Origin of the sequence: Alteromonas sp. PRIM-21 (assembly GCF_027563165.1) — a bacterium.
GTDB classification, from domain to species: Bacteria; Pseudomonadota; Gammaproteobacteria; order Enterobacterales; family Alteromonadaceae; genus Alteromonas; species Alteromonas macleodii_A.
Genome location: NZ_JADOEK010000007.1, coordinates 24,360 through 39,854, shown reverse-complemented (window position 1 = coordinate 39,854; position 15,495 = coordinate 24,360). Strand labels below are relative to the sequence as shown.

The 15,495-nt window shown below is 42.4% G+C and carries 10 protein-coding genes; 2 read left to right on the top strand and 8 right to left on the bottom strand.

The window, feature by feature from the left end:
* Positions 1-252: 252 nt before the first annotated feature.
* Entirely contained in the window at positions 253-927 is a 675-nt protein-coding gene (gene lepB, locus IW644_RS11270) for a signal peptidase I (protein ID WP_269917681.1), read from the top strand.
* Positions 928-1,373: 446 nt separating this feature from the next.
* Positions 1,374-3,968 (top strand): TonB-dependent receptor, encoded by a 2,595-nt coding sequence (locus tag IW644_RS11265; protein WP_269917680.1) that lies wholly within the window; start codon positions 1,374-1,376, stop codon positions 3,966-3,968.
* An 83-nt stretch (positions 3,969-4,051) separates the two neighbouring features.
* On the opposite strand, the gene IW644_RS11260 is transcribed toward IW644_RS11265, so the two are convergent.
* The 8 genes from IW644_RS11260 to IW644_RS11225 all read right to left on the bottom strand — a co-directional run bounded on the left by IW644_RS11260 (position 4,052) and on the right by IW644_RS11225 (position 15,026).
* Entirely contained in the window at positions 4,052-4,246 is a 195-nt protein-coding gene (locus tag IW644_RS11260) for a hypothetical protein (protein ID WP_269917679.1), read from the bottom strand.
* Between the two features lie 265 nt (positions 4,247-4,511).
* Positions 4,512-4,907 (bottom strand): MAPEG family protein, encoded by a 396-nt coding sequence (locus IW644_RS11255; RefSeq protein WP_179983953.1) that lies wholly within the window; start codon positions 4,905-4,907, stop codon positions 4,512-4,514.
* A gap of 149 nt (positions 4,908-5,056) precedes the next feature.
* Positions 5,057-5,701: an adenylate kinase gene (adk, locus tag IW644_RS11250; protein WP_179983954.1), complete on the bottom strand. Its 645-nt coding sequence runs from the start codon at positions 5,699-5,701 to the stop codon at positions 5,057-5,059.
* 349 nt (positions 5,702-6,050) lie between these two features.
* Positions 6,051-7,973 carry a molecular chaperone HtpG gene (htpG, locus tag IW644_RS11245; protein ID WP_269917678.1) on the bottom strand — a complete coding sequence of 641 codons (1,923 nt, stop codon included), beginning with the start codon at positions 7,971-7,973 and terminating at the stop codon, positions 6,051-6,053.
* Between the two features lie 236 nt (positions 7,974-8,209).
* Complete coding sequence (recR, locus tag IW644_RS11240; RefSeq protein ID WP_039222833.1) at positions 8,210-8,809, bottom strand: recombination mediator RecR; 600 nt, start codon at positions 8,807-8,809, stop codon at positions 8,210-8,212.
* A 5-nt stretch (positions 8,810-8,814) separates the two neighbouring features.
* Positions 8,815-9,762, bottom strand: coding sequence for a hypothetical protein (locus IW644_RS11235; protein WP_179983956.1), 948 nt, complete (start codon positions 9,760-9,762; stop codon positions 8,815-8,817).
* Between the two features lie 283 nt (positions 9,763-10,045).
* The gene (locus IW644_RS11230; protein ID WP_269917677.1) at positions 10,046-12,460 is read right to left on the bottom strand and encodes an EAL domain-containing protein; all 2,415 of its coding nucleotides are present in this window, start codon (positions 12,458-12,460) and stop codon (positions 10,046-10,048) included.
* A 4-nt stretch (positions 12,461-12,464) separates the two neighbouring features.
* On the bottom strand, positions 12,465-15,026 hold the full coding sequence (locus IW644_RS11225; RefSeq protein ID WP_269917676.1) for an HWE histidine kinase domain-containing protein: 2,562 nt from the start codon (positions 15,024-15,026) through the stop codon (positions 12,465-12,467).
* Positions 15,027-15,495: the final 469 nt, after the last annotated feature.

The window sequence follows — 15,495 nt, the reverse complement described above, 5'->3', positions numbered from 1 at the left end:
GTAATGCACGACGATATTAATTACACTAGTACGTGTTCTTATACAGGTACGTCGGTTTCGCCCCTTTTCGGTCATATTAATTACACTCTTTAGAAGTTCGTACTTAAAAAAACTAAGATAAAAGTACTAGAGGTAAGGCGATTCTGAATAGGCAAAGACACAGTTACTTACATTTTTTAAACCGGTAAGTTGAACGAATGGGTTAAATTGACCTCTATATTCAATGAAAGGTGAGACTTCAAAAGTCTTTGCATGATTTTGCCAGATGCGAATAGCGAGCACTCGATTTTGAAAAATATTAAACAAAGCGTAAAAAACAACCTGCCTTTTATCTTATTGATCGTCTTGCTTTTCTCATTTAGAAGTAGCGTAGCTGACTGGTATCATGTTCCCAGCGGCTCTATGGAGCCAACTATTATGGTCGGGGACCGAGTGGTGGTAGATAAATCAGCATACACGCTAGAGCTTCCCTTTACCGATGTTGTAGTTGCTCGAACTGGTGATATAAAACGCGGCGATATCGTGATTATCGACAGCAGCGCTGCTGATACTAGGCTTATTAAGAGAGTCATTGCCGTTGAAGGCGATAAGGTCGCATTAAACAATAATGTGCTCTTTATTAACGGTGAGAAAGCGGCATTAACCTTCTCAAATGAGCAGGTTTATTCTGAAGACATTCTAGGTCACAATCGCACTATAGCGCTTAACCCAATACCAAGCCCTGCAAAGAGTTTTAATATGGTCACTGTGCCCAAAGCTCATGTCCTCGCTATGGGGGACAACAGAAACAATAGTGTCGATTCCCGCTACTATGGATTCATTCCAGTTGAAGAGGTTCAAGGCAAAGCGACATCCGTTGCATTTTCTTTAGACACCCATGATATGTATTTACCAAGGAAAGACAGAGTCTTTGTGGCACTTCAATAAAGCTATTCAAGTTCAGTCTTAATTGCGTTTTGAAAGCGACCTTTACTCACGTTCAAATTTTCATCATAAAAAGACTGGTCAGATCTGCGAAAATGAGTGGTCGCGAATATCTCACGAAAAAAATATGAGCGCTCCTCCCACCTAGCATATTAAGAACCATACGCTTGTATGTACAAATTATTTTTTAATTAAACCAAGTCAGTAGCACTCGGCTATTAGGCTTCAGCTCTCCGCTCGTTCGATATTTCAACCCATTAAGATCACTTCGTTTAGACAAGCACTACACTAAAAAGTAAGTCTTTATTTACACACCTTGTAACCAAGTGTCACATTTTTCGCGTTTTTCCCTATTGCAACTTTAGTATAAGGAATGCTATTCATAATTTCGCAGCATAACTATGTTGCAGAAACACACAACAAGTAAGATGGATAATAAGGAAATAATAATGAAACAAGGTCGTAAAGTAAGTGCAATTGCAGTGGGATTAGCACTTTCAGGATTAACTTCTCTATCTCCTGCGCATGCACAGCAAGCTGACGAAGAATCAGCGAACCTCGAGCGTATAGCGGTCACCGGTTCTCGTATTAAGCGTACAGATATGGAAGGCCCCTCTCCTATTCAATCAATTGATGCAACCATGATTGAAGGTATGGGCTATGAAAACCTTCAACAGTTACTTGAGCGTATGCCTGCTACCGGCGCAGGTACCTTTTCAACCCGCAATAACAGTCAAGACTCGACTGCGAATGGAGCGGCAGCAGTATCGCTTCGCGGTATGGGCCCAGACGCGACGCTGGTACTAATTAACGGTCGCCGGGTAGCAATTAGCGCATTTGCAGAAAGCATTACGAATTCATTTGTTGATATTAACTCTATTCCTGTATCTGCCATTGAGCGCATTGATATCTTAAAAGATGGCGCATCGGCGATTTATGGTTCAGACGCGGTAGCAGGTGTGGTTAACGTTGTTCTTAAGAAAGACTATGAAGGTCTTGAGATTAACGCCGGTTACGGTGGTACTACTGGGCCAAGCTATGATGAAACCACAGCAAGTATTTTGTGGGGCTCTCAAAGCGAGAAAAGCAGTGCTACTGTTATTATCGATTACTTTAACAACAGCACGCTAGGTGCTGATGAAATGGGACGTTTCGGTACCGCGAACCAATCACCTTATGGCGGCATGGATTTTCGTTCATCGCGCGGCTACCCTGGCTACTTTTATGTAGATGGTGTTAAAACAATCGACCCAGACTGCCCAGAAGATAGCGCTACGGCATCTGGCAGCTGCTTGTTCGATTACGGTCCTTTCGGTCTTACCATTCCCGCCTCTGAGCGTGTAGGCTTTATCGGCCAGTTTGATTACAAAATTGGCGATGAAACCACAGCGTTTATGGAAGTGGCTATGCAGCACAATACGTCTGAAGCAGGCGGCGCAGCAACCCCACTCGATGAAGACGCGGGCTTAACCGTTCCTGGTACTCACCCTGATAACCCTTTCGGGCAAGACATTGAAATTGGTCGCTACCGCCCTGTTGACGCTGGCGCTCGCCGTTGGGACATTGAGTCGGATACCCTACGTCTTGTCGCGGGCCTTCGCGGTACATTCAACGACTATGATTGGGAAGCGTCGGTACAAAAAGGCCGTAGCCGTTCAGAGCAAAGCGGTGACCAATCACAAGGTTGGGTTCGCGTTGACTGGTTACAAGAGCAAATCGATCTTGGCAACTACAATCCATTTGGTGGTGTAACCAACCCGCAAAGCGTAATTGACGATATAACAACCAGCCTAGTGCGCCGCGGCGAATCTCGCATGACCAGCGTTGATGCGCACATTACGGGCGAAGCCTTTGATTTTGGTGACGACGTTGTCATGATGGCTGCGGGCGTGGAGTATCGTGAAGAACAAGTGTCTGACGTACCAGACGTACAGTTCCAACGCGGTTTGATCTTTGGTACTGAGTCGGTGTCAGCTTCAGCAGAACGCGACCAGTATGCGGCGTATTTAGAGCTTTCAATTCCTTTGGCTGAAGAGCTAGAACTTCAATTAGCTGGCCGCTATGACCACTACAGTGACTTTGGCAGCACAACCAACCCAAAAATTGCGTTACGTTGGGCGCCAAGCGACGAAGTAACAGTACGCGGCTCTTGGGCACAAGGCTTTAGAGCCCCATCTCTCGCCCAAGTTGGTCTTGGCCCGTCACAGAAGAGCGTATTTTTTGTCGACCAATACCGTTGTGAAGCAACTGGCCAAGATTGTGAGTCTCTGGACTACAACATCGAGTTTGCGGGTAACCCTAATCTAGACGCCGAAGAGTCAGAGTCATGGAACGTAGGCGTAATTTACGCGCCTATTCAAGAGCTCGGATTAAGCATTGATGTATGGAGCATTACTCAAGACAACAAAATTGACGAACAGCAGTTTGGATTGGTTTACAATGCCGAATGTAATAATCAAGACAGCACAATCTGTGTTCGTTTAGACCCTCAGGAGGGTGAGTCTCTAGGTGTTATTCAGAAAATTTTCAACACCTACCAAAATGTGTCTTCACAAGAAGCCTCGGGTGTAGATTTCAGTGCCAATTACAGCATGGAACTTGAAGAATATGGTAACGTGCGCTTCAACTTGGACTGGTCATATATGGACGAGTTTGAAAAAGACGGTCTAGAATACACAGGCGAATACGGTTACCCGGAGCATCGTTGGTTGTTCGGTACAACGTGGTCTAAAGGTTCGTTTGACGCTAACTTGAACATTAGCTTTATTGGTGAATTTGAAGACACGCCTGACATTGACTTCGACGGAGTATTAGACTTCGAAGAAAATACGTCAAGAACGGTTGATTCGCAAATGTTAGTAGACTTGCAGTTTGGTTACAACTATAGCGATAACCTTCGCTTAGTTATCGGTTCTAACAACTTGCTTGATGAAGAGCCTCCATTTGCTATTGGCGATGGTGATAGCGACCTTTACGGTTACGTAGGTAGCGTACACAACCCTCGAGGCCGCTTTGTTTACTCTAAACTAACTTACCGCTTCTAAAAGCTTGTAAAACGACAAAGCGCTCAATGGTATTACTTCACATTACCGTACCTTGAGCGCTTTTTAACTTCGATTAACTTGCTCTAAAAGAACAAGTATTCAATTAGAACCGTCGTGAGCCATGCGAAAAGTACCGGCAGAATGATCATGATATAAACCATAATCTCTGACCCCACAATTTCGGCGCGCCAAGCATCCATCATCTTCACTTTAAACCTGTGCTTCAACAAGTAGGTGTAGAAGATCATAAATACCAGAGTCATCAAGATTTTAAGCATTTAAATAACAACCAAGATTATTCAACAGTTAAACAGCTGAGGTAATAGCTTTGCTTGTGTATTTTCGAATGTGCCAGCAAAGTAAATAACTGCGTGAGAATACTCAGCTGGTTTTCGTACTATACCTTCGCAACACGCAAAGAGAACCTGTCTTAAATACCTGAATTAATATAATCTTCTTAGAAATGAGATAAAAAAATGCCAGCTAATGAAGTGACCCAATTAAGCTGGCATTCTTTACTTGTATTCAGTATTTTTGCTGTGACTACAAGCCGAAATGAATAAGCACCAAATTGCCTATTGCGGCGCACAACATAGCTAAAAACGTCAATATCATTCCCGCAAAGCGTTGCCAACTGACGCCAGAGTGACGCCCTAATCCGTAAGCGTGAAAGACGCGACCGAATAACAATGCACTTCCCAGAGCGTGAACAGCCCATACTTGCCCAGTATTGGCTTCAAAACACGCGATCATAATAAGCGTAATGGGTACGTATTCACTGAAATTACCATGGGCTCTCGCTAGTCGACTAAGATCTTCATGGCCTCCATCGCCGATGCTCACTTGGTGACGACGCCTAGCACCAATAACTAAAAACGACAAATACAGGTAACAAATACCCAATAGGCTGGCGTAAAACGCCGTGATTGGTAAAACCATGGTCAACTCCACATGTTATAGTTATAGCGCGTAATTTTAATCAGTGATTAAATGGTACGTTTATTAGACGCTATTAAACGTTATCCATTAACAAGTTACAAGCAACAAAAAAGGCCGCATATGCGACCTTTTATAAACCTTTTTAGCGGTTAGCCTAAACGTTCCGCTAATTCAGCACTTACTTCTTCAACTGGACGTGTTCCGTCTAGCTTGTGGTATTCACAGTTTCCAGCTTCAGCTTCAGCACTGTAATAGTTTACAAGTGGTTTTGTTTGCTCGTGGTAGATAGCAAGACGTTTACGCACCGTTTCTTCTTTATCATCGTCACGAACGATTAGGTCATCACCTGTTTCATCATCTTTACCTTCCACTTTTGGTGGGTTGTAAACAACGTGATAAACACGGCCAGATGCTGGGTGCACGCGGCGGCCGCCCATGCGCTCAACAATAACGTCATCTGGAACGTCAAACTCAATACAATGGTCAACAGAAACACCTGCTTCTTTCATTGCATCGGCTTGTGGAATGGTACGAGGAAAGCCATCTAACAAGAAGCCGTCTTTGCAGTCATCTTGTGCAATACGCTCTTTAACTAGGCCAATGATGATCTCATCAGACACAAGTTTACCTTCGTCCATTACACGCTTTGCTTCAAGACCTAGCTCTGTACCTGCTTTAATCGCAGCACGAAGCATATCGCCCGTTGAAATTTGTGGAATGCCATATTTGCCCATTAAGAATTGAGCTTGTGTGCCCTTACCCGCGCCAGGAGCGCCGAGAAGAATGATTCGCATGAGTGCGTTCTCCGCTTATGATTTTTGAACTTTTTACTTCGGGCACTTTACACATTCAACACTGTAGTGACAAGTGTAAGAAGTACCGTAAAGTTAATCTTAAGACTAATGGCGAATATATGTTCAGCTTATAGGCGTTTTTATAAATTTAAGTCTAAACCTGTAAGCCAATCGCCCGGTAATTCATCTTCTTTAAAGCATGAATTTTTAAAGTTTTAAGTGATTAACTAGAAATTTTTAACTGCCAAAATATAGCACAATAAAGCGGCCAAATTTATTTTTGTTGGTAGCAGACATAAAAAAACGGGCATGATGCCCGTTTTTAAGTGTAAACCTTCTGTCTACGTAATTATTTAGCCAACTTCATTAGCAATGTGTTCAAGTTCTGAACAAACGTAGACGGGTCTTTCAAACTACCTTGCTCTGACAATGCAGCTTGGTCGAACAATACACCAACCCACTGATTGAATAGCTCTTCATCCTGCGTGTCGGCAAGCAGTTTAACTAAGCTATGTTCTGGGTTAAGTTCAAAGTGATACTTCACATCTGGCACGGTTTGGCCAGCCGCCTGCATCAACTTCATCATCTGTGTAGTCATACCATTGTCGTCGGCAACAATAACGGCAGGAGAGTCAGTAAGACGGTGCGTAAACTTAACGTCTACAACCTTGTCACCTAGTGCTGTTTTCGCTCGCTCTAGTACGCCTTCTACTTCTTTCTCTGCTTCTTCTTGGGCTTTCTTAGACTCTTCGTCTTCTAAGTCGCCTAAATCTAAGTTTCCTTTAGCGATAGAAACAAATTGTTTCTCGTTAAACTCAGTTAGGTGAGACATTAGCCATTCGTCAATGCGCTCGCCCATTAGCAATACTTCGATTCCCTTCTTACGGAAGATCTCAAGGTGTGGGCTAGACTTAGCCGCTTGCAGGCTGTCTGCGGTCACGTAGTAGATTTTATCCTGACCTTCTTTCATTCGCTCAATATAATCAGCTAATGAAACCGTTTGAGCGTCAGATTCTCCGTGTGTCGAAGCAAAGCGCAACAGACCAGCAATTTTCTCACGGTTGCTGAAGTCTTCCGCTGGGCCTTCTTTTAATACATTACCAAACTCGTTCCAGAACGACTGATATTTTTCACTGTCATTCTTCGCCATTTTCTCAAGCATTTGTAAAACGCGCTTGGTACAACCTTGACGAAGTGCCTGGGTAATCTTGTTGTCTTGAAGAATTTCACGAGACACGTTAAGCGGAAGGTCGTTGCTATCTAGCAAACCTTTCACAAAACGCAGGTAGGTCGGCATGAACTGCTCTGCGTCATCCATGATGAAGACGCGTTGAACGTAAAGCTTAAGACCATGGTTTTGGTCGCGATTCCACATATCGAAAGGCGCTTTAGAAGGGATATAAAGTAAGCTGGTATATTCAGTTTTACCTTCTACCTTGTTGTGCGCCCATGCTAGCGGATCTGCAAAGTCGTGAGAGATGTGCTTATAGAACTCGTTGTACTCTTCATCAGTAATATCAGACTTTTCACGAGTCCACAGCGCGGTGGCTTTGTTAACTACTTCCCACTCACCAGGCTGAGCTGCGATTTTCTCGCCATCTGGACCTTCACTTTCAGGCACTTCATCTTTCCACATTTGTACAGGAATGCTGATGTGGTCTGAGTATTTGCTTACGATTGAGCGCAGACGCCATGTATCGGCAAATTCTTTTTCATCTTCTCGAAGGTGAAGCGTAATCTCTGTGCCGCGAGTAGGCTTATTGATTTCAGCGATAGTGAACTCACCTTCACCATCTGAAACCCATTCAACACCAGTAGATGCATCAGCACCAGCCGCACGAGTGCGAACAGTAACTTTGTCTGCAACGATAAATGCTGAGTAGAAACCTACACCGAACTGACCAATAAGCTGCGAGTCTTTTGCGCTATCGCCTGAAAGCTTGCTAAAGAAATCTTTAGTACCAGATTTAGCAATGGTACCTAAATTAGCGATGACTTCATCACGAGTCATACCAATACCATTATCAGAAATCGTAACTGTGTTCGCTTCTTTATCAACGCTAAGTTTTACGTTTAATTCACCATCGTTTTCGTACAGGCTATCATTTTCTAAGGCGCGAAAACGCAGTTTATCTGCAGCATCTGCCGCGTTTGACACTAGCTCGCGTAGAAAAATTTCTTTGTTTGAATACAAAGAGTGAATCATCAGTTGAAGAAGCTGTTTTACTTCTGTTTGAAAACCGTGGGTTTCTTTGTGGGCTGCTTCAGCCATAATCCAATATCTCCTCGTTGAATGGATCACGTTTGATGTTAAACAGGTAAGGTCACTCAACGCACTTTTCAACGTTTAGAACGAAAATTTATTTTCTATTCGTAAACTTTTTCGAGAAAGGACAAATACCGCTTATTTAATAAGCGAATAGGCAGGTATTAGCTTGGAAATGGGCAAACGATTTTATGAAAAGAGAGCGTTTCTATTTTGAATTCTTAAAACGCTCTGTATCTTAATTACAGCTTGCGGCGACCTGAAAAAGCGTGGGTAAGTGTATTGCCGTCAATGTATTCAAGTTCTCCCCCAACAGGCACACCATGAGCAATGCGAGAGGCGTCGACGTTGTGACTTGTACATAGCTGAGCAATGTAGTGCGCCGTTGCTTCACCTTCGACGGTGGGGTTTGTGGCTAAGATAACTTCATTTATCCCACCAGCGGCTAAACGTGCCTCAAGCTCAGTTAAACCAATTTCTTCAGGCCCAACACCATCTATAGGAGACAAGTGCCCCATTAGTACAAAATACTGGCCTTTGTAGCTTAACGTCTGTTCTATCGCTAATACGTCTTGAGGGCTTTCCACAATACACAACAACCCGCTAGCTTCTCTTTCTGGGTGGCGGCAAATATCGCATAATTCATCTTCGGTGAACGTTCTGCAACGCTTACAATGATGAATATGCTCCATAGCATTGTGTAGCACATTGCTTAAATCAATCGCCCCCGTACGATTTCGCTCTAAAAGATGAAATGCCATTCGTTGGGCGCTCTTATTGCCTACGCCGGGAAGACAGGTTAATGCCTGTATTAGTTCTGAGAGTAGCGGGCTGAACTTCATAATGTTTACTGCTTAGATATTTGTTCGGTTTGTTTCGGGCTTTCGCGGTATTTAATCACGTTACGCTTCACTTGGTCGAGTTTAACTTCGTATACATTGCCGCCGAATAGGCCTTTGTATTCTTCGTCAGTAAACACGAGGGTGTTGTCATCATAGAAAGTTACCGCCTCTTTTTGTGTTACCACACCGAGATCGATGCGAGATACATCGCCACTAAAAAAGTTATCGCCTTCAAAATTCTCAAATAGCCACAAGCTGGTTGAATCTAATAATACCAGCTTTGTTCTATCAGGGCTTATCGCCGCAGACGTTATCCAACATAACTTTTCAAGTGTGGTACAGGTTTTAAATTCTCCAATTAACTGTGCATCGAAGTTCGCTGCATGATCGCCCACTTTATATAATTTTGTAATACCATCAAATGGCTTCGTTCTATTCTTCGTGAACAAGTAAAGGTTGCGTTTGTATTCCACAAAAGCTTCTAAATCATAGTTTTTATCTTCAGGTTTTACTTTACCCTCTCCCATTTCAGGGTAAGTAAACTTGATAATCTCTGCTTCCGTGGACTCCCCCTGAATATCGATAGGGTTTTCAATTCTATAAATGGTTAACCAGCGGCGGTTATTGTCATTATTGCCAAAGTCTCCTAGGAAGAAATGACCAAAACTGTTTTGTGTCATGTCTTCCCAATCAACATTTTTAGCATTTGAAACCGTCACCTCTCTTTCTATGCTGCCGTCTTTATTCAGCATATATAGAATCGGACCATCACCACTATCGTTGATAGCCCACAACCTTTTGTATTTGTCGAACTCTATTCCAGAAATTTCTTTGAGTTTTGGGTCTACCGTTACCGTTTTCATTTGAAACAGTTCGTGAATACTCATAAAAAACAGCACGGCTGCGATAGGAAGCAAAAGAACCGTGGTGATAACTAAGCCTTTCCTTAGCACTACAAACCTCTATTTAGGGTGATTGGTTTTCCGTTTCCCCTGCACATTTTTTTGGAAGAAACCTGTCTGAACGCTGCAGGGAATAAGAAGCAATAATATAACGAATCAGGTCAAATTAAGGACCATTTCTAAGCGAATGAACATTTTAGTGCGATAGGTACACTTCTGTCGACGTAAAATAGTGCATGAGACCTCTCTAGCGCAAACAGATGTCGAAGAAATGCAAAATGGTATAAAAGTGGAACAAAAAATTCAGCAGTACCACCTTAACTAACTGGCTCTTTTATTGCCCCTCCGTTGGTGCGGTAACGCTGACGAGCGGTGAGGCATGTTCGGCTTGCAGATACTCCATCAAACCCACCAAGCTTAAAGGCTTGGTAAAGTAATACCCTTGCATAGCTTTGGCACCAATCTTTTTGGCGAAGGCTACCTGCTGAACGGTCTCTAAACCTTCTAACGTGCACGGCATGCCTAGCTTCACACACATCGACACCACATTCTCGATGATTAGCGCTCTACGCTTTTGTTGTTTACTTTGTAGTGGAAAGTCAGGCAGCAGCGAGCGGTCAATTTTGATAGCGTCATACGTTTCGTCAGCTAACTCTGATATGCAAGAAAAGCCTGTACCAAAGTCATCAATGGAAATAATAACCCCAAGTGCTTTAATTTTGGTAAGCACTTCCCTCGCCTTTGAACTTTGAAGCGTAGATTCAGTTATTTCTATCACTATTCGTCTAGGGTCAATATTATGAAAGGCAAACCGCTCTGCAAATAGCTCAATAACCCCGGTATTCTGTAACTGTACCGGTGACATATTCAAATTGAACTTCACGTCTGAAAAACCCCATCCACTGAGAGCTTTAAGTGCGAAACAGACTTCGTCTAACATTAAAAGACCAATGTCATGAATGTGTTTTGTACGTTCAGCTATCGGTATAAACTTTTCGGGGCTAATTGGCCCATGGCTAGGAATGTGCCAGCGAGCTAACGCCTCCACAGCTAAAACTTCACCATTCGAATCTATTATAGGCTGAAAGTAGGCTGTGATTTGTTTATTTTGAATTGCGCTTTTAAGCCCTTGTTGAATGAACAGCCTATACTCGATATTTTTCGAAAGATCTTCACTGAATGTGACAACACTATTCTTACCGCCTTGTTTTGCTGAAAACATTGCAATATCAGCATTTTTTAGTAGCTCTGTTGGCGACATGTTTTCTGTAGATGACGCTAGACCAATACTTGCTGTAACTTGAAAGTCGCCCGATGTTGTCTTAAACACTGATTTCAGTGAAGAAGATAACCGGGATGTCATTTTGTTTAAAAGCTTTTGGCAAGTAGTACTTGTCACAATAACGAATTCGTCACCACCAAACCTTATAACAGTATCATCATCTCGTAGCGATGCTTTAAATCGGCTCGCGCATGCTCTTAGTATTTCATCTCCCACCTCATGCCCATGGGTATCGTTAATGAGCTTGAATTCATCGATATCAATAAAAATGATTGAGCAAGGCTCGCATGATTCACTGTAAGTCTCGACAATACTGTTCAAAAAGTTTCGATTTCCAGCACCGGTGAGAGCGTCAGTGAATGCAAGGTACTTGAGTTGACTTTCCGATGACTTTAGTTCTGAAACATCGGTAAGAATGGCAACGAAATTAGTTTCTCCATCATCAAGATTAAATGAAGTTACCGACATGGTTAAATGAAACCTTCGCCCTTCGCTTACAATAGTGAGCTCTGTTCTTAAACCGTCTTCCAGATAGTCTGGGCGAGGATCGTGTTTTCGCGCTTTAGGAAAAACATTGTTTATGTGAGTAGATATAAGGTGCTCGGCTTGGGTGCCTAGCATCTCGCATAAGGATTGGTTTGCTTTTATTATGAGACCTTCAGCATCACAGACTAAAACCCCTTCTTTAATTTCACTTACAATCTTATCTGCAACACTCAGGTTTGACTGAGTGCTCTGTAGGATAGATATATCTTGTATGGCACCAATTTGAACATAGTCTTCGCCCCACCCAATATCGGAGAGGACAACCTGAAACCATTTAGTCGGTTGGCCTTCAATTTTTAGCTGCAACGTTGTGAGGTAATTCGACTTTAAATGTATCGCCTCTTTTAACTCAACTTCTTTTTCTTCGGGAAACAACGAAAGGAATTTGGATAATGGCATTTTGCGTGGAAAATCGAAAAGATTCTCCACACTTTCAATAACGACTGACTGAGTAGAGGTATCAACTTCTAACACGCCTAACTTCGCAATCTCTGACGCCATTGCGAAACGCCTATTAGAAGAAGCTAGCGCTTTTTCCGTTTTTTTTCTTTCCAGCGCAACTTGAATAGTAGTAGTGAGTGAAAGCACACCGTACGGTTTTACTAGATATCCATAAGGGGAAATCGAGAGCGCATTAGAAATTGTGGTGTCATCACAGTAAGAGGTACTAAACACAATTGGTACTTTAAACCTTTCTGTAATGCTTTTCGCAATTCCAATACCAGAATCTGAACCACCCAAATCGATGTCCATTAAAATGAGGTCGGGAACACATTTATCCACTAACGCATACAATTCGCTTTCCGTCTTTGCTATGCCTAACACCTGCATACCTGCCTGGATAAGCGCATTTTTAACGTTCATCGCTTCAACTAAATTGTCTTCAACAACAAGTATTAGGGGCCTGGTTATATCAGTCACAAATTTACACCTTGAAACCAAAAGCTTCGATAGAACGCTTTAGCAATGTGGTGTCGACGGGTTTGGTTAATATATCCACATCTGATAACTCCTCGGGCAGCTCTATTGCGGCTCCGTAACCCGTAATAAAGAGAAAGGGTATTGATAACTTTTGTATTTCAATCCCTAACTGAAAGGTATTTTCATTTCCCAAATGAACATCTAAAAACATCATCGACGGTTTACCTTTAGCCAAAGCCGCTCTTGCAGAGCTTATGTCGCCAAAAATATCAATTTTATCAATTCCCAATTGTTTAAGATGCTTCTTAAGGTCAAGCGAAATAAGCAGGTTATCTTCAACGATATAGGCGCTTGTGAGGATTTTTTCGGAATTAGCAGTGCTGATGGATTGATGCTTATCGCCATGAGTTACATGTTGAGTACTTTTTTGGCTAGTATCTAGCTCTATATATTTACGAGGAATGAGAAACTCTGCATTTAGCCCGGTAATTTTGGTACTCACTGACGCCTTGCCTTTTAGCTCATGGGGAATAACTGATTTTATAACCGTCATTCCAAACCCTTCCTCACCTAAACCATGTAAGGGAGGCCCCCCTAATTCTTCCCATTTGATAAAGCAGCCTTTCTCTTCTAACTCCCAAGTTATCGCCACTCTGCCGTCATTACTTGTCGCGCTTAAGGCTCCATATTTGGCTGCATTGGTAATCATTTCATGAAAGACCAACACGATAGGCGTTACTGCATAGGGTAAAATCCTTATATCAGGGCCGTCTATTTTAAAAGATGACTCTTTGATCATGTAAGCTTTGAGCTCGTTATGAAGTAGGTCCTTGAATCTCACACTGTTGTATGAGGCATGCGTGAGCTGATCATGCCCTAGAGCAAGTGCGGATATTCTTGATGATAAGGAGAGCACAAATTCATCGATATCTTTCTTATACTGTGATGTCTGTCCGATAATCGCACTGACTAAATTTAAGATATTGCGAACGCGGTGGTTTAGTTCACCAATAAGTAACTCGAGTCTTTTTTTGGCTTCACGTTGCAGTAGTTCTTTTTCGTGTAAATGGCGAATGGTCAGTTCCATTACACCGAGTCTAATAGATTTAGCACGCTCAATATCCAGCGTTGTCCATGGAGTAGAGGTAGATTCATTATTTTCTACCCACTTATCAAAACTCGCTCGGGGAGTAAGCGTTTCTTTACCGCCTTTCAACTCAACGCGTTTTGCAGGGTTACCGGCCCAGGAGACTTGTTGCACAACTGAATTTCTAAAAAGAAAAATATAGTCCATTGGCTGATGAGAGATCTTTAATGCCAATACCCCGGCAACACTCTCATCCGCTAACTCGTGGTGAATGTCTGCTAAGTTTTCAAATTGATGGATTTCTTCTTCGGGCAGTTCAGCAAGTATTGCTGTAAGACGTTTGATTTTTCGTGCGCTAAATGCAGCGCCCGACTTTGTATATTCATTGCTAAAAACACAGCCGATGCCGTCAATATCTATAAGCGTTTTAAGCAGGGATAATTGTTGTACGATGGCATTATTAAGCGATTTGCCTAAAGAAAGGTTGCTAAGTACACGTGTAAATGTAGCGTTTGCTTTCTCGCTTACCCTTATCCGTTCATTTACCAGCCTTCGCGATAATTCTAGTGAAAACATCTCTGCGAAGAGTTCTAATTGCGACACTAAGCGGCTAGGGATAACTTTTTTAGTGTTGTGATGACAAGCAACCAGCCCCCACAGTTCACCTTCTACGATAAGAGATATAGACATAGAGGCGCCGACTTTCATATTCTTTAGATATTGAATATGAATTTCAGAAACCGCCCTAAGGCGTGAAAGGGAGAGATCTATAGAAGCTCCATCGCTTCTGTTGTTACCAATGATAGGGAAAGTTTCACCGTTAACATCAGAAATAGTTCTGATAAGATTCTTCTTATAAAGCTGTCTTGCCTGACGCGGAATATCTGAGGCGGGATAACGCAACCCTAAAAAGGGCGTCATATCGCTTGAGGTCGATTCAGCAATCACTTCACCTGAACCGTCTGATAGAAATTGGTAAAGCATTACCCTATCGTACCCCGTTGCAGTCCTAACGCTTTCAACCAAACCTTCATAAAGGTCTTCGAGTTCAGAGAACATCGACATTTGCGCCATTAACGCTGTGATAACGCCCTCATATTTGCCGGTGCTCTCTGTTTGTTCGAATTCAAGAATTAAATGTTCTGCACTTTGATGAACACATAAATCGAAAATATCTTCACAGTGCGGTAGTGAAACAGAATGAAGGTAGCTTGCTTTACCGAGAATCATAGCTTGGCTCTGCGCGCCCCGTATCGCATGTATCAGCTTACGGTCGAGCAACTTCCAAAACGAGTGACCTATAAGCTTATCTTGTGGAATACTGGCAAAGCTGCCTAAGTTTTCGGACAAATGGGTAATAGCACCTTCTCTATCTACGACAATCATGAAACCATGATTTTGTATCCTACCAAGAAGGTGAATCGGTTCTTTGTCGCATTCATTTACTAATGATGTGAGTTCGCTTGCTTCGTCATGCATTATTGTTAATCCAACAACCTTATTTGAATTAGACTAATTAAATAGCAGCGTTATCAGTCTTTAAAAAGCGCTGTAAAGTAAAACTGAAAAGAGAGTAAACATAAAATATAGACCAAGAATAAGTTAAGCTAAACCTTTCATGCGCATTTATTAATATTAGTGTAAATATAACCAAACGTTTGTTTTCAATGAGCTAAGCCTGAGCATTAGAATAAATGTATATATACAAGCCCGATTTATAAAAAGAGATATTAAGTTGGCATGAAAATAGAGTGGTTTGGGTGGTTTCGCTGAGGAGACTAGACACAAAAAAGCTCTGGCAATGAACCAGAGCTTTTTCAGAGCTAAGACACTTACATAACCCGTAAGCCCAGCGAGTTTACGCAGGCTTACGCGTAAAGGACTAAAAGCTGTATACTTGCTTAAAACGGCATTTTGAAGCCAAATGACCATAGTCTTCTTATAAGTG

What these genes read in the sequence shown, in the direction of transcription:
- IW644_RS11260 (WP_269917679.1), bottom strand. Translation starts at nt 4,246, where the DNA reads ATGCTTAAAATCTTGATGACTCTGGTATTTATGATCTTCTACACCTAC.
- IW644_RS11265 (WP_269917680.1), top strand. Translation starts at nt 1,374, where the DNA reads ATGAAACAAGGTCGTAAAGTAAGTGCAATTGCAGTGGGATTAGCACTT.
- adk (WP_179983954.1), bottom strand. Translation starts at nt 5,701, where the DNA reads ATGCGAATCATTCTTCTCGGCGCTCCTGGCGCGGGTAAGGGCACACAA.
- IW644_RS11255 (WP_179983953.1), bottom strand. Translation starts at nt 4,907, where the DNA reads ATGGTTTTACCAATCACGGCGTTTTACGCCAGCCTATTGGGTATTTGT.
- htpG (WP_269917678.1), bottom strand. Translation starts at nt 7,973, where the DNA reads ATGGCTGAAGCAGCCCACAAAGAAACCCACGGTTTTCAAACAGAAGTA.
- IW644_RS11225 (WP_269917676.1), bottom strand. Translation starts at nt 15,026, where the DNA reads ATGCATGACGAAGCAAGCGAACTCACATCATTAGTAAATGAATGCGAC.
- recR (WP_039222833.1), bottom strand. Translation starts at nt 8,809, where the DNA reads ATGAAGTTCAGCCCGCTACTCTCAGAACTAATACAGGCATTAACCTGT.
- lepB (WP_269917681.1), top strand. Translation starts at nt 253, where the DNA reads ATGATTTTGCCAGATGCGAATAGCGAGCACTCGATTTTGAAAAATATT.